The sequence below is a fragment of the Variovorax sp. AC103 genome (assembly GCF_979254005.1).
The window spans coordinates 300,604-318,301 of the sequence record NZ_CEEDFC010000006.1; the positions used below are offsets into that span (position 1 = coordinate 300,604).

General features: G+C 68.1%; 15 protein-coding genes. All 15 read left to right on the forward strand.

Going from position 1 to position 17,698, the window contains the following annotated elements; all coding sequences use genetic code 11:
* Positions 1-73: 73 nt before the first annotated feature.
* Genes AC0IYU_RS11880 through AC0IYU_RS11950 form a run of 15 tightly spaced genes read left to right on the forward strand, consistent with a single transcriptional unit; the run spans position 74 to position 17,674 of the window.
* Complete coding sequence (locus AC0IYU_RS11880) at positions 74-2,266, forward strand: thiamine pyrophosphate-dependent enzyme (RefSeq protein WP_472116781.1); 2,193 nt, start codon at positions 74-76, stop codon at positions 2,264-2,266.
* A 4-nt stretch (positions 2,267-2,270) separates the two neighbouring features.
* A complete protein-coding gene (locus AC0IYU_RS11885) occupies positions 2,271-3,779 on the forward strand; it encodes an indolepyruvate oxidoreductase subunit beta family protein (RefSeq protein WP_472116785.1) in 1,509 nt (502 codons plus the stop codon).
* A 14-nt stretch (positions 3,780-3,793) separates the two neighbouring features.
* Positions 3,794-4,786: a PDR/VanB family oxidoreductase gene (locus AC0IYU_RS11890; protein ID WP_472116788.1), complete on the forward strand. Its 993-nt coding sequence runs from the start codon at positions 3,794-3,796 to the stop codon at positions 4,784-4,786.
* Positions 4,787-4,806: 20 nt separating this feature from the next.
* Positions 4,807-6,120 carry an aromatic ring-hydroxylating dioxygenase subunit alpha gene (locus AC0IYU_RS11895; protein ID WP_472116791.1) on the forward strand — a complete coding sequence of 438 codons (1,314 nt, stop codon included), beginning with the start codon at positions 4,807-4,809 and terminating at the stop codon, positions 6,118-6,120.
* Positions 6,120-6,608, forward strand: a complete 489-nt coding sequence (locus AC0IYU_RS11900) for an aromatic-ring-hydroxylating dioxygenase subunit beta (protein ID WP_435483146.1) — start codon at positions 6,120-6,122, stop codon at positions 6,606-6,608. Before AC0IYU_RS11895 ends, AC0IYU_RS11900 begins: the two co-directional genes overlap by 1 nt.
* An 8-nt stretch (positions 6,609-6,616) precedes the next feature.
* On the forward strand, positions 6,617-8,251 hold the full coding sequence (locus tag AC0IYU_RS11905; protein WP_435483147.1) for an AMP-binding protein: 1,635 nt from the start codon (positions 6,617-6,619) through the stop codon (positions 8,249-8,251).
* Positions 8,248-9,420: a thiolase family protein gene (locus AC0IYU_RS11910; protein WP_435483148.1), complete on the forward strand. Its 1,173-nt coding sequence runs from the start codon at positions 8,248-8,250 to the stop codon at positions 9,418-9,420. The genes AC0IYU_RS11905 and AC0IYU_RS11910 overlap by 4 nt, the downstream gene beginning before the upstream one ends.
* A complete protein-coding gene (locus AC0IYU_RS11915; protein ID WP_472116794.1) occupies positions 9,417-10,700 on the forward strand; it encodes an SDR family NAD(P)-dependent oxidoreductase in 1,284 nt (427 codons plus the stop codon). The genes AC0IYU_RS11910 and AC0IYU_RS11915 overlap by 4 nt, the downstream gene beginning before the upstream one ends.
* A 14-nt stretch (positions 10,701-10,714) precedes the next feature.
* Complete coding sequence (locus tag AC0IYU_RS11920; RefSeq protein WP_472116797.1) at positions 10,715-11,527, forward strand: cyclase family protein; 813 nt, start codon at positions 10,715-10,717, stop codon at positions 11,525-11,527.
* Positions 11,524-12,252, forward strand: coding sequence for an SDR family oxidoreductase (locus AC0IYU_RS11925; protein WP_472116800.1), 729 nt, complete (start codon positions 11,524-11,526; stop codon positions 12,250-12,252). The genes AC0IYU_RS11920 and AC0IYU_RS11925 overlap by 4 nt, the downstream gene beginning before the upstream one ends.
* Before the next feature lie 52 nt (positions 12,253-12,304).
* Entirely contained in the window at positions 12,305-13,471 is a 1,167-nt protein-coding gene (locus AC0IYU_RS11930; protein ID WP_472116803.1) for an ABC transporter substrate-binding protein, read from the forward strand.
* A gap of 38 nt (positions 13,472-13,509) precedes the next feature.
* Positions 13,510-14,655 carry an ABC transporter substrate-binding protein gene (locus AC0IYU_RS11935; RefSeq protein ID WP_472116807.1) on the forward strand — a complete coding sequence of 382 codons (1,146 nt, stop codon included), beginning with the start codon at positions 13,510-13,512 and terminating at the stop codon, positions 14,653-14,655.
* A gap of 28 nt (positions 14,656-14,683) precedes the next feature.
* A complete protein-coding gene (locus tag AC0IYU_RS11940; protein WP_472116810.1) occupies positions 14,684-16,009 on the forward strand; it encodes an aromatic ring-hydroxylating dioxygenase subunit alpha in 1,326 nt (441 codons plus the stop codon).
* The gene (locus AC0IYU_RS11945; protein WP_472116812.1) at positions 16,006-16,470 is read left to right on the forward strand and encodes an aromatic-ring-hydroxylating dioxygenase subunit beta; all 465 of its coding nucleotides are present in this window, start codon (positions 16,006-16,008) and stop codon (positions 16,468-16,470) included. The genes AC0IYU_RS11940 and AC0IYU_RS11945 overlap by 4 nt, the downstream gene beginning before the upstream one ends.
* A 40-nt stretch (positions 16,471-16,510) precedes the next feature.
* On the forward strand, positions 16,511-17,674 hold the full coding sequence (locus AC0IYU_RS11950; RefSeq protein WP_472116815.1) for an ABC transporter substrate-binding protein: 1,164 nt from the start codon (positions 16,511-16,513) through the stop codon (positions 17,672-17,674).
* Positions 17,675-17,698: the final 24 nt, after the last annotated feature.

A 17,698-nucleotide genomic window follows, 5' to 3' on the forward strand; every position in this document is an offset into this window, starting at 1 on the left:
ATTTGTCAACATTATAGAAAGCATGATGTGGCAGCTGAAGCGCATCGTCCCACGATAGACAACAAGGACCCAAATGGCTGAGCGTTCGTTCGTCGAAGAAGTCAAGAAACTGCGGCTTTCCGGTGGTGATGTGTTTCGCGGCGAGGGCATTCTGGCCGTCACCAAGGCCTTGCTGGAGTCCGGAGTGTCTTATGTGGCCGGCTACCAGGGCGCGCCCATCTCGCACCTGATGGACGTGCTGGCCGATGCGCAGGACATCCTCGCGGAGCAGGGCATCCGCTTCGAGAACAGCGCCAGCGAGGCCACCGCCGCCGCCACGCTCGCCGCTTCCGTCAACTACCCGCTGCGCGGCGCAGTCACCTTCAAGGCCACCGTGGGCACCAACGTGGCGTCCGACGCGCTGGCCAACCTGGCCTCCGGCGGCGTGACCGGCGGCGCGCTCATCATCGTGGGCGAGGACTACGGCGAGGGCTCGTCGATCATGCAGGAGCGCAGCCATGCGTTCGCCATGAAGTCGCAGATCTGGCTGCTCGACCCGCGTCCCAACCTGCCGAGCATCGTCGATGCGGTGAAGCAGGGCTTCGATCTTTCGGAGGCCAGCAATACGCCGGTGATGCTGCAGCTGCGCATCCGCGCCTGCCACGTACACGGTCACTTCATCGCCGGCGACAACAAGCGCGCCAAGTTCACGCTGCAGGAGGCGCTGGAGAACCCGCAGCGCGACGTGAGCCGCATCGTGCTGCCGCCCGCGAGCTTCGTGCATGAACAGGAGAAGATCAAGGACCGCTGGCCTGCCGCCGTGCGCTTCATCGAGGAGCGCAAGCTCAACGAGTTCTTCTCCGAGGACGCCGACGACATCGGCATCATCGTGCAGGGCGGCAGCTACAACACGCTGCTGCGCGCATTGGAGCGGCTCGACCTCGCCGACGTGTACGGCAACACCAAGGTGCCGCTCTACGTGATGAACGTGGCGTACCCCGTCATCGAGAGCGAAGTCATCCGCTTCTGCGAAGGCAAGCGCGCGGTGATGATCGTGGAAGAGGGCCAGCCCAACTTCGTCGAGCAGAACCTCGCGACCATCCTGCGCCAGGCCGGTTCGACCACCGCGCTGCACGGCAAGGACATGCTGCCCGTGGCCGGCGAGTACACATCGTCCGAACTGCTCAAGGGCGCGCGCACCTTCTGCGAGCGCTACGACCGCCTGGCACCGCTGCCCGTGCCGGTTGCGGTGCGCAAGGTGATTCCGCTCAAGGAGGTGGCCGCCATCGGCGTCGATGCCGCGCCGGAGCCGGCCGTGCCTTCCACCGCGCTCGGCGAAGTCGTGCATGCCCGCCCTCCGGGCTTTTGCACCGGCTGCCCCGAGCGCCCGATCTTCAGCGCGATGAAGCTGGTGGAGCGCGAACTCGGCGCGCACCACGTGAGCGCCGACATCGGCTGCCACCTGTTCTCCATCCTGCCGCCCTTCAACATCGGCAACACCACCATGGGCTACGGCCTGGGCGGCGCGGGTGCTTCGGCGCTCAATGCACCGGCCGGCAAACGTGCGATCTCGATGATGGGCGACGGCGGCTTCTGGCACAACGGCCTCACCAGCGGCGTGGCGAATGCGGTCTTCAACAAGAGCGACAACCTCACCATCGTCGTCGACAACAACTACACCTCGGCCACCGGCGGTCAGGACATCCTGTCGTCGCATGCCGTCAACAAGACGCGCAGCACCGGCCACGCGATCGAGCGCGCCGTGCGCGGCGTGGGCGTGGAGTGGGTGAAGACGCTGCGCCGCACCTACGACGTGGCCGGCATGCGCGACGCGCTGAAAGACGCCCTCACCACCAAGACCCGGGGCCCCAAGGTGCTCATCGCCCAGTCGGAGTGCATGCTCAACAAGCAGCGCCGCGAGAAGCCGCTGGTGCGCAAGGCCATCGCGGACGGCAAGCGCATGGTGCGCGAGAAGTTCGGCGTCGATTCGGACACCTGCACCGGCGACCACTCGTGCATCCGCCTGTCGGGATGCCCGTCGCTCTCCATCAAGCCCAACCCCGATCCGCTGCGCACCGACCCGGTGGCCACCGTGCTCGACAGCTGCGTGGGCTGCGGCGTGTGCGGCGAGGTGTCGCATGCTGCGGTGCTGTGCCCGTCGTTCTACAAGGCGCAGATCGTGAGCAACCCCAACCGCTGGGACGTGCTGCGCGAACGCGTGCGCGCCGCCGTCATCGGCTGGCTGCAGCGCGGCGACGCGCGCCGCCGCGAAACCTATGCCTTCTGAAGCGATGACGACCAAGGCCCAACCCATCAAGATCGCCATCCTCGCCATGGGCGGGGAAGGCGGCGGCGTGCTCGCCGACTGGATCGTCGACATGGGCGAGGCCAACGGCTACGTGGCCCAGACCACCTCGGTGCCGGGCGTGGCGCAGCGCACCGGCGCGACCATCTACTACGTCGAGCTGTACCCCACGGCGCAGGCCGACGCGGACGGCGGCAGGCCCGTGCTGGCGCTGATGCCCCTGCCGGGCGATGTCGACGTGGTGCTTGCATCGGAGCTCATGGAAGCGGGCCGCGCGGTGCAGCGCGGACTCGTCACCCACGACCGCACCACGCTGATCGCATCGACGCACCGCGTCTTCTCCATTGCGGAGAAGAGCGCGCTGGGCGATGGCCGCGTCGACAGCACCCAGTTGCTTGCCCACACGGCCAAGGCCGCCAAGCGCTTCATCCGCTTCGACATGGAAAAAGCAGCCGAAGCCTCGGGCAGCGTGATCAGCGCCGTGCTCTTCGGTGCGCTCGCGGGCTCGGGCGTGCTGCCGTTCAGCCGCGCGCAGTTCGAGGCCACCGTCGAGCGCGGCGGCGTGGGCGTCAAGCCCAGCCTCAAGGCCTTCGGTGCGGCGTTCACTCGCGCGCAGGGCGGCGACGATGGCGAGCCGGCGGTGGAAGCCCCGTTCGCCACGCCCACGCCGCAACCGCGCCACCCTGCCGTGCGCGCGCTGGTGGAGCGGGTGCAGCGCGACTTTCCGGCGCAGGCGCAAGACTTTCTGCTCGAAGGCGTGCGCCGCCTCATCGACTACCAGGACGTGGCCTATGCCAGCCTGTACCTCGACCGCTCGGCCGCCATCGCGGCGCTGCCGGCCCAGGCCGACCACCGCCTGCTGCGCGAAACCGCACGCCACCTGGCGCTGTGGATGTCCTACGAAGACACGGCCCGCGTCGCGGCCCTGAAGACCCGGGCGACCCGCTTCGAGCGCGTGCGCGGCGAGGCGCGCGTGCAGCCCGGGCAGGTGCTCGCCATCAACGAATACATGCACCCGCGCCTGCAGGAGATCTGCGAGACGCTGCCCGGCGGCATCGGCCGCTGGCTCATGCAATCGACGCTGCCCAAGAAGCTCGTCGAGCGGTTCACGCAGCATGGCCGCGTGATCCAGACCAGCTCGCTGCGCGGCTACCTGATGCTGCGCGCCGTGGCGGCCTGCAAGCGCTGGCGCCTGTCCACCATGCGCTACGCCGAGGAAAACCGCCGCATCGAGGAATGGCTGCAGCGCATCGCCGCCACCGCGCAGCGCAACCCTGAGCTTGCCGTGGAGCTGGCCCAGTGCCAGCGCCTGGTCAAGGGCTACAGCGACACGCACGAGCGCGGCATTCGCAACTACGACACCGTCATGCGCGCCTTCGAGCGCGCCGGCGCGGGGTTGGCACCGGCCACGCTGCGCGAGCTGCGCGACGCGGCGCTGGCCGACGAACACGGTCACAAGCTGCAGGCTGCATTGGCGCAGCACGCACTGGCCTGAAGAGACAACGCGCGATGACCGCTCCCACCGCCACGCTCCAGCTTCGCGTTACCGAAGTACGCGAACTCAATCCGCTGATCCGCATGCTGCGCCTGCGCGCGGAAGACGACCGCCCGTTGCCGGGTTTTGCGGCTGGCTCCCACATCCGCGTGCAGGTGTCGCTGCCTGACGGCAAGGCCGACTGGCGCCACTACTCGCTCGTCAACTTCGCCACCGCACGCAACGCCACCAACGCGCCGACCGAGTACGTGATCGCCGTGCGCAAGGAAGCCGAAGGCCGCGGCGGCTCGCGCTTCATGCACGAACGGCTGAAAGAAGGCGACATGCTCGCCGTCGAAGCACCGAAGAACGACTTTCCCCTGCACACCGGCCCGGGCGACACCGTGCTGGTGGCCGGCGGCATCGGCGTGACGCCGCTCGCGACCATGGCCGCGCGCCGCCGCGCCGAAGAGGCCCCCGTGCGCATGCACTACGCCGGCCGCAGCCGCGACCTCATGGCCTTCCTGCCGGAACTGCAGGCGCTGCTGGGCGACGACCTGCGCGTGCATGCCGACGCCGAAGCCGGTGCGCCGCTGGACATCGATGCGCTGCTCGACGGCGTGCCGGCCGGCGACCGCCTCTACGTGTGCGGCCCCAAGGTCATGCTCGGCGCCGTGCTTGCCCGCACGCAGGCGCGCGGCTGGGACCATGACCGTGTGCATTTCGAGCTGTTCACCGAGCCGGTCGCCGAAGCGGGCGACCATCCCTTCGAGGTCGAGCTCGCCCAGTCGGGCCGTCGGTTCACCGTGGGAGCCGACCAGAGCATCCTCGACTGCCTCATCGAGAACGGCTGCGACCCCATGTTCGACTGCAAGCGCGGCGAATGCGGCGTGTGCGCCGTGCCCGTGATCGAAGGCGAGATCGACCACCGCGACTACGTGCTCACCGCCCGCGAGAAGGCCGAGGGCACCGTCATGCAGATCTGCATCTCGCGCGCCAAGGGCGAGCGGCTGGTGCTCGACCTCTGAAGCAAGGAGCAACTCCACCCATGACTTCGTACCGAGACAACCCCGATGCCGTGCGCGCCCTGGTGCAGCACGACCGCGTGCACCGCGACCTGTACACCAGCCAGGAACTGTTCGAGCTGGAGCAGGAACACTTCTTCGCCAACACCTGGAACTATGTGGGCCACGAGAGCCAGCTGCCGAAGGCGGGCGACTGGATCAGCAACGAGATCGCGGGCCGCCCGCTCATCATCGTGCGCCATACGGACGGCAGCGTGCGCGCCATGATGAACCGCTGCGCCCACAAGGGCTCGCGGCTGGTGAACGGGCCCTGCGGCAACACCGGCAAGTTCTTTCGCTGCCCGTACCACGCCTGGACCTTCAAGACCGACGGCGCGCCGCTGGCGATTCCGCTGAAGACCGGCTACGAGCACACGCAGCTGCACGAATGCGAGTCGGGCAAGGGCCTCACCACGCTGAAGCACGTGCGCAGCCACCGCGGCTTCATCTTCGTGAAGATCAACGACGCGGGCCCCGGCTTCGACGACTACTTCGGCGACTCGCTGAGCTCTATCGACAACATGGCCGACCGCTCGCCCGAAGGCGAACTCGAAATCGCGGGCGGCTGCCTGCGCTTCATGCACCAGTGCAACTGGAAGATGTTCGTGGAGAACCTCAACGACACCATGCACCCGATGGTGGCGCACGAGTCCTCGGCCGGCACCGCCAAGCGGATGTGGGCCGACAAGCCCGAAGACGCGCCCAAGCCCATGGCGGTGGAACAGTTCGCGCCCTTCATGTCGGACTACAAGTTCTTCGAGGACATGGGCATCCGCACCTACGACAACGGCCACAGCTTCACGGGCGTGCACTTCAGCATCCACAGCAAGTACAAGGCGATTCCCGCGTACGACGAGGCCATGAAGGCGCGCTACGGCGAAGAGAAGACGGCGCAGATCCTCGGCATGGCGCGGCACAACACGGTGTACTACCCGAACCTCACGATCAAGGGCGCGATCCAGGCCATTCGCGTGGTGAAGCCGATCTCGGCCGACAAGACGCTGATCGAGAGCTGGACCTTCCGCCTCAAGGGCGCGCCGCCCGAGCTGCTGCAGCGCACCACCATGTACAACCGGCTCATCAATTCGCCATTCTCGGTGGTGGGGCACGACGACCTGCAGGCCTACCGCGGCATGCAGGCCGGGCTGCACGCGAGCGGCAACGAGTGGGTGAGCCTGCACCGCGACTACCACCCTTCGGAGCTGAAGGGCGGCGAGATCACCACGGGCGGCACCAACGAGCTGCCGATGCGCAACCAATATCGCAGCTGGGTCCAGCGCATGACGGAGACCATGTAATGGCCGGCACCGACGTCACCCGCCAGGACCTGATCGACTTCGTCGTGAACGAAGCGCACCTGCTCGACACGCGCCGCTACGAAGACTGGAACGCGCTCTTCACCGACGACGCCTTCTACTGGATTCCGCTGGTGCCCGACCAGGAGGACGGCCTGAACCACACCTCGCACCTCTACGAGGACAAGCTGCTGCGCGATCTGCGCATCGAGCGCCTCAAGAGCCCGCGCGCCTTCTCGCAGCAGCCGCCCAGCCGCTGCCACCACCTGCTGCAAGTGCCGGTGGTCGAACAGTTCGACACCGAGGCCAACCGTTTCGTGGTGCGCACCGAGTTCCACTACACCGAGTCGCAGGGCGACGAGCTGCAGTTCTACGTGGGCACCTTCTATCACCACCTCACCGTGCACGATGGCGCGCTGCGCATGACGCTCAAGCGCGTGAACCTGCTCAACTGCGACGCGGCCCTGCCGGCCGTGCAGCTTTTCATCTGAAGGACGAGATGGCACACGACACCGTCCACCAGGTCTTCACAGCGACTGCCAGGCGCACGCCGCAGGCCGAGTTCCTGTTCACCGAATCGGTGACCGCAGCCGCCTATGGCATCGCGCCCGGCGCGATCCGCTGGGGCGAGGCGGCGGCAGAGGTCGAGCGCCTGCGCGCGGCCTATGCCCAGGCCGGCTACGGCCACGGCCACCGCGTCGGCCTGCTGCTGGAGAACAGGCCCGCCTTCATCTTCCACTGGCTCGCGCTGAACGCACTGGGCGCGAGCGTGGTGCCCATCAACGCCGACATGCGCTCGGCCGAACTGGTCTACCTGATCGGGCACAGCGAAATCGGCCTGGCCGTGACGCTGCCGGGCCGCGCGGCCGACCTGCGCGCCGCGGCGGCGCTGGCGGGCGTGGCCTTCGAGACGATGGGCCCCGACGATGCGGTGCCGAGCGCGAAGACACCCGCACCGCGTGCCCATGAGCCCGTGGGCGCCGATACTGAGTGCGGCCTGCTCTACACCTCGGGCACCACGGGCCGGCCCAAGGGCTGCATCCTCGCCAACGCCTACTTCCTGCGTGCCGGCGAGTGGTATGCCGCGCTGGACGGCGTGTGCGGCATTCGCCCCGACGCCGAGCGTGTCATCACGCCGCTGCCGCTCAACCACATGAACGCGATGGCGTTTTCCACCATGGTGGTGCTGGTGGCGGGCGGCTGCCTGGTGCAACTCGACCGCTTCCATCCGAAGACTTGGCTGGCCAGCGCCAAGGAGAGCGGCGCCACCATCGTGCATTACCTGGGCGTGATGCCGGCCATGCTGCTGTCGGCGCCCGCGTCGGCGGCCGACCGCGACCATGCGATTCGCTGGGGCTTCGGCGCCGGCGTGGACCGCAAGAACCACGCACCTTTCGAAGCGCGCTTCGGCTTCCCGCTGGTCGAAGCCTGGGCCATGACCGAGACCGGCGCAGCCGCCTGCATCATGGCCAACCGCGAGCCGCGCCTGGTGGGCACCAGCTGCTTCGGGCGGCAGGAAGACTTCGTCGAGATCCGCCTCGTGGGCGAGGACGGCGGCGAAGTCGGCGTCGATGCACCGGGCGAACTGCTGGTGCGCTCGGCCGGCAACGACCCGAAGCGCTACTTCTTCTCCGGCTACCTGAAGGACGAGGAGGCCACGCGCGAAGCCTGGGCCGACGGCTGGTTCCACACCGGCGACCTGGTGCGCCGCGATGCCGAGGGTAACTTCTTCTTCGTCGACCGCAAGAAGAACGTGATCCGCCGCAGCGGCGAGAACATCTCGGCCGTCGAGGTCGAGAGCGTGCTCAACCAGCACCCGGCCGTGAAGACCTCGGCCGTGGCCGCCACGCCCGATGCGGTGCGCGGCGACGAGGTGCTGGCCTGCATCGTGATGCGCGAAGACGCGGACGCCTCGCAGCCCGCGCAAACCGCGGCCAGCATCGTTCAACATGCGCTGGACCAGTTGGCCTACTACAAGGCGCCCGGCTATGTGGCCTTCGTGGACGCGCTGCCGCTCACGCCGTCGCAGAAGATCCAGCGCGGCCAGCTGCGCGAAATGGCGCAGTCGCTGCCGGGGCAGGGCCACTGCATCGACACGCGCGCCATGAAGAAAAGACAGGCAGGGCACGCATGACGGCACGCCGGCTCTCCTACGAAGGCGTCGCGGTCGCGGTGCCCGTCACCGTGCCCTACGTGCGCTATTCCACGCGCACCGCGCACTGGTTCATCGGGCAGGCCGTGCAGGCGCTGGTCGAAGCCAGCGGCGTGCCGAAGGAACAGATCGACGGCCTGTGCCTCAGCAGCTTCTCGCTCGCGCCCGACACGGCCGTGGGCGTCACGCAGCACCTGGGCCTGTCGCCGCGCTGGCTCGACCACGTGCCCACAGGCGGTGCGTCGGGCGTGATGTGCCTGCGCCGCGCCGCGCGCGCCGTGCAGGCGGGCGATGCCGACATCGTGGCCTGCGTGGGCGCGGACACCAACCATGTCGACTCCTTCCGCCAGACGCTGGGCAGCTTCAGCAACTTTGCGCGTGACGCGAGCTACCCCTACGGCTCGGGCGGGCCGAACTCGATCTTCGCGTTCATCACCGCCAACTACATGCGGATCTACGGCGCGCGGCGCGAAGACTTCGGCCGCATCTGCGTGGACCAGCGCACCAACGCGCTCGGCAACCCGAACGCGATGTTCAAGAAGGCGCTGACCCTCGACGAGTACATGGCGGCGCGCCCCATCTCCGACCCGATCCACCTGTTCGACTGCGTGATGCCCTGCGCCGGTGCCGAGGCCTTCCTGGTGATGAGCGAGGAGCGCGCACGCGACCTGGGCCTGGCGCACGTGGTGATCCGCGGCGCCATCGAACGCCACAACGCCTATGCCGAAGACCCGGTGATGGTGCAGGGCGGCTGGCGCAAGGACCGCGACGACCTGTACGCGCAGGCTGGTGTGCCCCCTACCGCGCTGGACTTCGTGCAGACCTACGACGACTACCCCGTCATCGCAATGATGCAGTTCGAGGACCTGGGCTTCTGCGAGAAGGGCGAGGGCCCGGCCTTCGTGCAGTCGCACACCATGACCTTCGACGGCAGCTTTCCGAACAACACCAGCGGCGGGCAGCTGTCCGCTGGCCAAGCGGGCGCGGCCGGAGGCTTCCTCGGCATGGTCGAGGCGATCCGCCAATTGACAGATGAAGCTGGGCCGCGTTCGGTGCCCGATGCCCAACTGGGCCTGGTCGCCGGCTTCGGCATGGTGACCTACGACCGCTGCCTGTGCACAGGCGCCGTCATCCTCGGGAGAGCCGCATGACCATGCCCCTGATGCGCCCCCCGCGCAAGAACCCGGTGCTGCGCACCCGGCAGATGAACCTGCCGCCCGGCGCGCGCGGCCGCGTGGCGCTCGGCCTCACGGCGGCTGCCGCCGAGGGCCGCTTCGAACTGCAGACCTGCGAGGACTGCGGCACGGTGCAGTACCCGCCGCGCGAGGTCTGCCACAAGTGCCTGTCGGCCGCCCTGCGCTGGCGTGCGCAGAGCGGCGAGGGCGAACTGCTCGGCAGCACCACGCTGCACCACAGCAACGACCTGTTCTTTCGCGAGCGGCTGCCCTGGCGGCTGGGGCTGGTGCACCTCGATGCAGGCCCCACGCTCATGGTCCACCTGCACGGCGAGGTGGGCGATGCGCCCACCTGCGGGCATTCAGACGGGGACGCGCTTCCGCGCGTCCGTGTCGGCGCCCGGCTCGACCGCTCCGGCCAGGCCGTTCTCATTGGTTTTCCGAATGAAGGGAGTCCCCACATGGCCGACGACAAGATGCTGCGCGAGATGACCAGCGACCCCAAGTTCCGCAAGGCGCTGGTGACCGACGGCAAGACCGAGACCGGCCAGGCCATCGTGCGCGCGCTGGTGAAGGCTGGCGCAGACATCGTCTGGGTCGGCCATGCCGAGCCCTGGAAGAAGATGGGCGACGGGCTGGACGACATCTCCGCGCTGCCGCAGGTCACGCTGGTGCCGCTGGACCTGACCAATGGCCGCCAGGTGACGGAGCTTGCGGGCTCCATCGGCGGCAAGGTCGACATCGTGATCAACAACGCCGAGGTGCACCGCACCTTCGGCATCGGCGCGCGCCGTGGCACCGACGTGGCCAAGGCCGAGATGGACATCAACTACTTCGGCCTGCTGCGCCTGGCGCAGGAGTTCGGCCCCGCGCTCAAGGGCCGCTCTGCCGATGGCACGACGGGTGCAACGGCCTGGGTCAACCTGCTGTCGATCTACGCGCTCAGCAACTTTCCGCCGCACGGCACCTTCAGCGCCTCGAAGGCGGCGGCGCATTCGCTCGCGCAATGCCTGCGCGCGGAGATGCGGCCGGCCGGCATCCGCGTGATCAACGTGTTCCCGGGGCCCATCGACGACGAATGGAACCAGCACACGCCGCCGCCCAAGCTCGCACCCACGGCATTGGCCAATGCCATCGTCAAGGCGCTGCGCGATGGTGTCGAGGACATCTACCCGGGCGACGTGGCGCAGGAATGGCTGGAGCGCTGGCGCGACAACCCCAAGGTGCTCGAACGCGAGCTGGCCGCAGGCGGCTGAGACAGGAACACACGATGACGACAACCACCGAACTGATGTCCGCGGCAGAAATTCTCGGCGGCCTCGTGACCGCGATGGCCAGCGGCCGCATCCGCGTGATCGACCTCACACAGACGCTCACGCCCGAGTTCCCGCAGATTGCGCTGCCGCCCGAGATGGGCCAATGCTGGCCTTTCCGCATCGAGGAAGTGTCGAAGTACGACGAGCGCGGCCCGGGCTGGTACTGGAACAACTTTTCCTGCGGCGAGCACACGGGTACGCACTTCGATGCGCCCATCCACTGGATCTCGGGCCGCGACCTGCCGAACAACTCGGTCGACACCATTCCCGTGCAGAACTTCGTGGCACCGGCCTGCGTGATCGACTGCTCGCCGCAAGTCAAGGACGACCCCGACTACCTGCTGACGCTCGAGGACATCGAGGCCTACGAGGCGGCGCACGGCCGCATCCCGAAGGGCGCGTGGGTCCTGATGCGCACCGACTGGTCCAAGCGCAGCGACCCCGAGGCGTACCAGAACTTCGACGAGACCGGCCAGCACACGCCGGGGCCGAGCACCGAGGCTGTGCGCTTCCTGGTGGAGCAGCGCGACGTGCTGGGCTTCGGCTCGGAGGCCATCGGCACCGACGCGGGCCAGGGCTATCACCTGCGGCCGCCGTATCCGTGCCACTACTACATGCACGGCGCGGGGCGCTACGGGCTGCAGTGCCTGAGCAACCTCGACCTGCTGCCGCCCGCCGGCGCGGTGCTGATCTGCCCGCCGTTGAAGATCGAGAAGGGCAGCGGGAGCCCACTGCGCGTGCTGGCCCTGGTGGGAGCGTCGGCATGAGCGCACCGAAGGTCGCGGCCGTCACCGGCGGCAGCGCCGGCATCGGCAAGGCCATCTGCGAAGACCTGCTCGCGCAGGGCTACGAGGTGATTTCGCTCGCGCGCCGCAAGGCCGAGATCGACCATCCAAAGCTGCACAGCATGGAGGTCGACCTGAGCGACCGCGCCGCCACCGGCGAAGCCGTGCGCGACCTGGTCGCGCGGTTTGCGCCGACCACCATCGTGCACAACGCCGGCGTGATCCGTGCGGCCCTGTTGCCCGACGTGAAGCTCGACGACCTCGACATGCTGGTCGATCTGCACCTGGGCTGCGCCGTGCAGCTCGTGCAAGGCGCATTGCCCGCCATGCGCGCACAAGGTTTCGGTCGCGTGGTGCTGCTGTCGTCGCGCGCCGCGCTCGGCCTGGCCACGCGCACCAGCTACTCGGCCACCAAGGCCGGCATGCTCGGCATGGCCCGCACCTGGGCGCTGGAGCTCGCGGCTGACGGCATCACCGTGAACGTGGTGGCCCCGGGGCCCATTCGCACGGACATGTTCTACGACGTGGTCGAGGCCGGCAGCGAGAAGGAACGCGCGCTCGCCGCTTCGGTGCCCGTCAGGCGCCTGGGCGAATCGGCCGACGTGGCACGCGCCGTGCGTTTCTTTGCCGACGCCGACAACAGTTTCGTCACCGGGCAGGTGCTGTATGTCTGCGGCGGCACCAGCGTCGGCAGCCTGGCGCTCTGACCTCTTTTTGTTGCTTTCCTCACGTTCATCCAAACCACTCTGGAGCATCGCCATGAAAGTCCTGAACCGAATTCGCACACTCGCGGCCATTGCCGCGGGCCTCGGCGCGTTGAGCGCCGCGGGCGCGTGGGCCGCCGACCTGAAGGTCGGCTTCATCACGTCGATGTCGGGACCGGTGTCGTCGCTCGGCATTCCGTACGACAAGGGCATGAAGGCCGCGCTGGCCTACAAGTCGGAGGTGGGCGGGCGCAAGGTGCAGGTGATCCAGCTCGACGATGCATCGGATCCGTCCACGGCCGCTCGCAATGCGCGCAAGCTGATCGAGGAGGACAAGGTCGACGTCATCATCGGCACCGCCGGTGCGCCCGGTTCGCTGGCCATTGCCGGGGTGGCGCGTGAAATGAAGACGCCGCTGATCTCCATCGCCAACGCCGACCTGGCCGGCGAGGAGGGCGCGTGGATGGTGACGCTGCCGCAACCCGCGCCGCTGATGATGGGCGCGATGGTCGAGAAGATGAAGCAGGCCGGCGTGAAGACGGTGGCCTACATCGGCTACTCCGATGCGTGGGGCGACCTGGTGTACGACGCGCTGATGAAGGCCACGCCCTCGGCCGGCATCAAGGTGGTGTCGAACGAGCGCTACGCGCGCAGCGATTCGTCGGTGGCCGGCCAGGTGCTGAAGATCGTGGCGCTGAAGCCCGACGCGGTGATCACCGGCGCGTCGGGCACGCCCGGCGCGCTGCCGTACCTGGCGCTGACCGAGCGCGGCTACAAGGGAAAGATCTACGGCATGCATTCGCTGATCAACCCCGACTTCATCCGCGTGGGCGGTCCGTCGGTCGAAGGCCTGCTGGCGCCCACGGGCCCGGTGGTGGTGGCCGAGCAGTTGCCCGACGCCAACCCGATGAAGAAGATCTCGATGGACTTTCGCGCCGCCTACCAGAAGGCCAACGGCGCGGCGCCCACCGACACCTTCTCGGCCTACAGCTTCGATGCCTGGCTGATCTGCCTCGACGCCGCGCAACGCGCCCTGGCCACCAAGACGGAGCCGGGCACGCCGCAGTTCCGCCTGGCCATGCGCGATGCCATCGTGAGCACCAAGGAGCTGGTCGGCACGCACTCGGTCTACAACTTCAAGCCGACGGACCGCTATGGCTCGGACGACCGCTCGCGGGTTGTCGTGAAGCTCGAAAAGGGTCAGTGGAAGCTGGTGCCCTGAGCACCAGCCCGGCATGACAAACACCACGGAAACCTGAGATGAAGAACAAACTCACCCACATCCTCGGCGCCACGGTGCTTGCGCTGGCAAGTTCGCAGGCCCTGGCGGCCGACCTGAAGATCGGCTTCATCAGCTCGCTGTCGGGCCCGGTGGCCGCGCTCGGCATTCCCTATGAAAAGGGCATTCGCGCAGCGATTGCGGAGCACCCCGAGATTGCCGGGCGCAAGGTGCAGCTGATCGTGCTCGACGACGCCTCCGACCCCACCACCGCCGGGCGCAATGCGCGCAAGCTGGTGACCGAGGACAAGGTCGACGTGCTCATCGGCACCTCGGGCGTGCCCGGCGCCATGGCCATCGCCGCGGTGGCCCGCGAGCTGAACACGCCGCTGATCTCGCCCACGCCGGTGACCATCGCCGGCCCCGAAGGCGCATGGACGGTCACGGTGTCGCAACCGTTCCCGCTCATGGTCGCGGGGGTGGTCGACCGCATGAAGAAGTCGGGCGTGAAGACCGTGGCCTTCATCGGCTTTTCCGACGCGCTGGGCGACCTGGCCTACGACTCGCTCGTGAAGAGCGCCGACGCCGCCGGCATCAAGGTGGTGTCCAACGAGCGCTATGCGCGCAGCGATTCGTCGGTGGCCGGGCAGGTGCTGAAGATCGTCGCGACACGGCCCGACGCGGTGTTCGCCGGCAACTCGGGCACGCCCGGCGCGCTGCCGTACCTTGCGCTGGCCGAGCGCGGCTACAAGGGAAAGATCTACGGCACGCACGGCCTCATCAACGCCGACTTCGTGCGCGTGGGCGGTGCCTCCATCGAAGGCCTGCAGGTGCCCAGCGGCCCGGTGCTGGTGGCCGACCAGCTGCCCGACAGCAACCCGATCAAGAAGGTGTCGATGGGCTTTCGCAACGCCTACCAGAAGGTCAACGGCGCAGTGCCGACGGACGCCTTCTCGTCGTACACCTACGACGCCTACCTGCTGCTGGCCGATGCCGCGTCGCGCAGCAAGGGCGAGCCGGGCACGCCGCAGTACCGCACGGCGCTGCGCGACGCGATCGTGAGCACCAAGGAGCTGGTGGGCACGCACGGTGTCTACACCTTCAAGCCGGACGATCGCTACGGATCCGACCAGCGCGGCGTGGTCATCGTGCAGATGACCAAGGGCCAGTGGAAGCTGGTGCCGTAGTCGTCGTCCAGTCACCGAGCACACCGCCATGACCACCTACCGCAATCGCCCCGATCTTGTCGCGGCGCTGGTTCGGGACGACCGTGTCCACCGCGACCTGTACCTCAGCGAGGAGATCTTCGCGCTGGAACAGGAGCGGCTGTTCGCCAACACCTGGGTCTTTCTCGGCCATGCGAGCCAGGTGCCCGAGCCTGGCGACTTCGTCACGCAGGACATCGCAGGAAGGCCGCTGCTCATGGCGCGACAGCCCGACGGCGCGGTGCATGTGCTCTACAACCGCTGCGCCCACAAGGGCACGCAACTGGTCACGGACGAAAGCGGCAACACCGGCCGGTTCTTCCGCTGCCCGTACCACGCGTGGACCTACAAGCTCGACGGCGCTCCGCTCGGCGTGCCGCTGAAGAACGGCTACGAGGCCACGCAGCTCAAGGCCTGTGAATCAGGGCAGGGGCTGTCGGTGGTGAAGCATGTGAAGGTGTACCGCGACTTCGTCTTCGTGCGGCTGTCCGACACCGGCCCCGCTTTCGAGGACTATTTCGGCGAGGTGCTGGGCGCGATCGACAACATGGTCGACCGCTCGCCCGAAGGCAAGCTTGCCGTGGGCGGCGGCGTGCTGCGCAACATCGTGCATTGCAACTGGAAGATGTACCTGGAGAACATCAACGACACGGTGCACCCGATGTCCACGCACGAGTCGGCCACCAAGGCGGCCGAGGCACTGTGGGAAGGCCATGCGCCCACCGACCCCAAGCCGATGGCGATGGAGCAGATATTGCCCTTCGGCTCGGGCTACGAATTCTTCGACAAGATGGGTGGGCGCGTGTTCGCCAACGGTCACAGCGTGCTGGGGGTGAACTTCAGCATCCACTCCAACTATGCGCAACTGCCCGAGTACGAGGCCGCGATGCGCGCCGCGCACGGCGAGGCGCGCGCCACCGAGATCCTGCAGCGCTCGCCGCAGAACTCGGTCTTCTACCCCAGCCTGTCGGTCAAGGGTTCGCCTCAGGCCATCCGCGTGATACGGCCGCTGGCGGCCAACCGCACACTGATCGAGGCCTGGAGCTTCAGGGCGGCCGGCGCGCCCGCGCTGCTGTTCGAGCGCGCCATGAGCTACAACCGCCTCGTGTTCTCGCCCATGTCGGTGGTGGCGCACGACGACGTGCACCTGTTCGAGAGCATCCAGCAGGGCCTGCGCGCCGGCGGCAACGAATGGGTGAGCCTGCACCGCAACTTCGATGCGGCCGAGCTCACGCAACCGACGATCACCACCAACGGCACGAACGAGCTGCTCATGCGCAACCAGTTCCGCGCCTGGGCCCAGTCGATGGCGGCGGGCGTGGAGGCTGCGCCATGAACGATCCGCGCGACGTCGTCGCCCACGAGGCGGCCCTGCTCGACGAGCGGCGCCTGGACGAATGGCTGGCCCTGTTCGCCGAAGACGGCCACTACTGGGTGCCGCTGCTCGGCGCGGCGCAGGCCGATCCGTTCTCGCACAACTCGCTCGCCTACGAAGACCGGTTGCTGCTGCAGCTGCGCGTGGAACGGCTGAAGAACCCGCGCGCGCATTCGCAGCATCCGGCCAGCCACAGCCAGCATGTGCTGCAACCCTCGCGCATCGAGCACGAGAGTGCAGACGAGGTGCGGCTGCGCACGCCTTTCCTCTACGTCGAGGCACGCGGCGAAGACCAGGTGTTGCTGAGCGGCACCGCCCGCCACCACCTGGTTCGCACGCCCGCCGGCTGGCGCATCCGCGAGAAGCGCGTCGACCTGCTCAACGCGGCGCGCGCGCTGCCGGCCATCCAGTTGTTCATCTGAGTTACCTGTCCATTCCTACCATCCTCACCGGAGCTACGACATGAAGAGCCTGTTGCAGACCTTGACACGCGGCGCACTCGCCGCGGCGCTGACCGCCTGTGGTGTTGCGAGCGCGCTGGCGGCCGACCTGAAGGTCGGCCTCAGCGTGTCGCTGTCGGGGCCGAACTCCTCGCTGGGCGTGCCCTATGCCAAGGGCATGCAGGCGGCGTTGGCCTACAAGCCCGAGATCAACGGCCGCAAGGTGCAGCTCATCGTGCTGGACGACGGCTCCGACCCGACCACGGCCGGACGCAACGCGCGCAAGCTGGTCGAAGAAGAAAAGGTCGACGTGCTCATGGGCACCTCGGGCGTGCCTGCCGCCATCGCGATGGCGCAGGTGGGCCGCGACGCGAAGACGCCGATGATCGGCCTCACGCCCATCCTGCTCGACCCCGCGGAGAACCCGTGGGTCATGACGGTCGCGCAGCCCACGCAGCTGATGATCGACGCGGTGGTCGAGCGCATGAAGCGCAACAACGTGAAGACGGTGGGCTACATCGGCTTCACCGACGCCTGGGGCGACCTGGTGTACGACGCGCTCATGAAGGCCGCGCCCGGCGCCGGCATCAAGGTGGTGAGCAACGAGCGCTATGCGCGCGCCGACGCCTCGGTGACGGGCCAGGTGCTCAAGATCGTGGCGCTGCGCCCCGACGCGGTGATGACCGGCGGCGCCGGCACGCCCGGTGCGCTGCCGTTCCTGGCGCTGCAGGAGCGCGGTTTCAAGGGCGGGGTGTACGGCCAGCACGGGCTGATCAACCCCGACTTCGTGCGCGTGGTCGGCGCCGCCGGCCAGAACGCGCTGATGCCCACCGGCCCGGTGATCGTGGCCGAGCAGTTGCCCGAAGGCTACCCGACCAAGAAGATCGCGACCGAGTTCCGCGCGGTGTTCCAGAAGGTCAACAACGCACCGACCAGCGACGCCTTCTCGGCCTACTCGTTCGACGGCTGGCTGGTGTTCGCCGATGCGGCCTCGCGCGCCATGAAGAAGGCCGAGCCGGGAACGCCCGAGTTCCGCGTGGCGCTGCGCGACGCCATCTTCAGCACCAAGGAAGTGGTGGGCACGCACGGCGTGTACACCTTCAAGCCCGGCAGCCTCTACGGCGTGGACGAACGCGCCCGGGTGATCGTCAAGCTCGACAACGGCCAATGGAAGCTCGCACCTTGAACCGCACGCCTTCGTTCTTCGGGA

Bases quoted from the DNA above. Each gene is read 5' to 3' on its own strand.
- AC0IYU_RS11880 (WP_472116781.1), top strand. From the start codon at position 74: ATGGCTGAGCGTTCGTTCGTCGAAGAAGTCAAGAAACTGCGGCTTTCC.
- AC0IYU_RS11885 (WP_472116785.1), top strand. From the start codon at position 2,271: ATGACGACCAAGGCCCAACCCATCAAGATCGCCATCCTCGCCATGGGC.
- AC0IYU_RS11890 (WP_472116788.1), top strand. From the start codon at position 3,794: ATGACCGCTCCCACCGCCACGCTCCAGCTTCGCGTTACCGAAGTACGC.
- AC0IYU_RS11895 (WP_472116791.1), top strand. From the start codon at position 4,807: ATGACTTCGTACCGAGACAACCCCGATGCCGTGCGCGCCCTGGTGCAG.
- AC0IYU_RS11900 (WP_435483146.1), top strand. From the start codon at position 6,120: ATGGCCGGCACCGACGTCACCCGCCAGGACCTGATCGACTTCGTCGTG.
- AC0IYU_RS11905 (WP_435483147.1), top strand. From the start codon at position 6,617: ATGGCACACGACACCGTCCACCAGGTCTTCACAGCGACTGCCAGGCGC.
- AC0IYU_RS11910 (WP_435483148.1), top strand. From the start codon at position 8,248: ATGACGGCACGCCGGCTCTCCTACGAAGGCGTCGCGGTCGCGGTGCCC.
- AC0IYU_RS11915 (WP_472116794.1), top strand. From the start codon at position 9,417: ATGACCATGCCCCTGATGCGCCCCCCGCGCAAGAACCCGGTGCTGCGC.
- AC0IYU_RS11920 (WP_472116797.1), top strand. From the start codon at position 10,715: ATGACGACAACCACCGAACTGATGTCCGCGGCAGAAATTCTCGGCGGC.
- AC0IYU_RS11925 (WP_472116800.1), top strand. From the start codon at position 11,524: ATGAGCGCACCGAAGGTCGCGGCCGTCACCGGCGGCAGCGCCGGCATC.
- AC0IYU_RS11930 (WP_472116803.1), top strand. From the start codon at position 12,305: ATGAAAGTCCTGAACCGAATTCGCACACTCGCGGCCATTGCCGCGGGC.
- AC0IYU_RS11935 (WP_472116807.1), top strand. From the start codon at position 13,510: ATGAAGAACAAACTCACCCACATCCTCGGCGCCACGGTGCTTGCGCTG.
- AC0IYU_RS11940 (WP_472116810.1), top strand. From the start codon at position 14,684: ATGACCACCTACCGCAATCGCCCCGATCTTGTCGCGGCGCTGGTTCGG.
- AC0IYU_RS11945 (WP_472116812.1), top strand. From the start codon at position 16,006: ATGAACGATCCGCGCGACGTCGTCGCCCACGAGGCGGCCCTGCTCGAC.
- AC0IYU_RS11950 (WP_472116815.1), top strand. From the start codon at position 16,511: ATGAAGAGCCTGTTGCAGACCTTGACACGCGGCGCACTCGCCGCGGCG.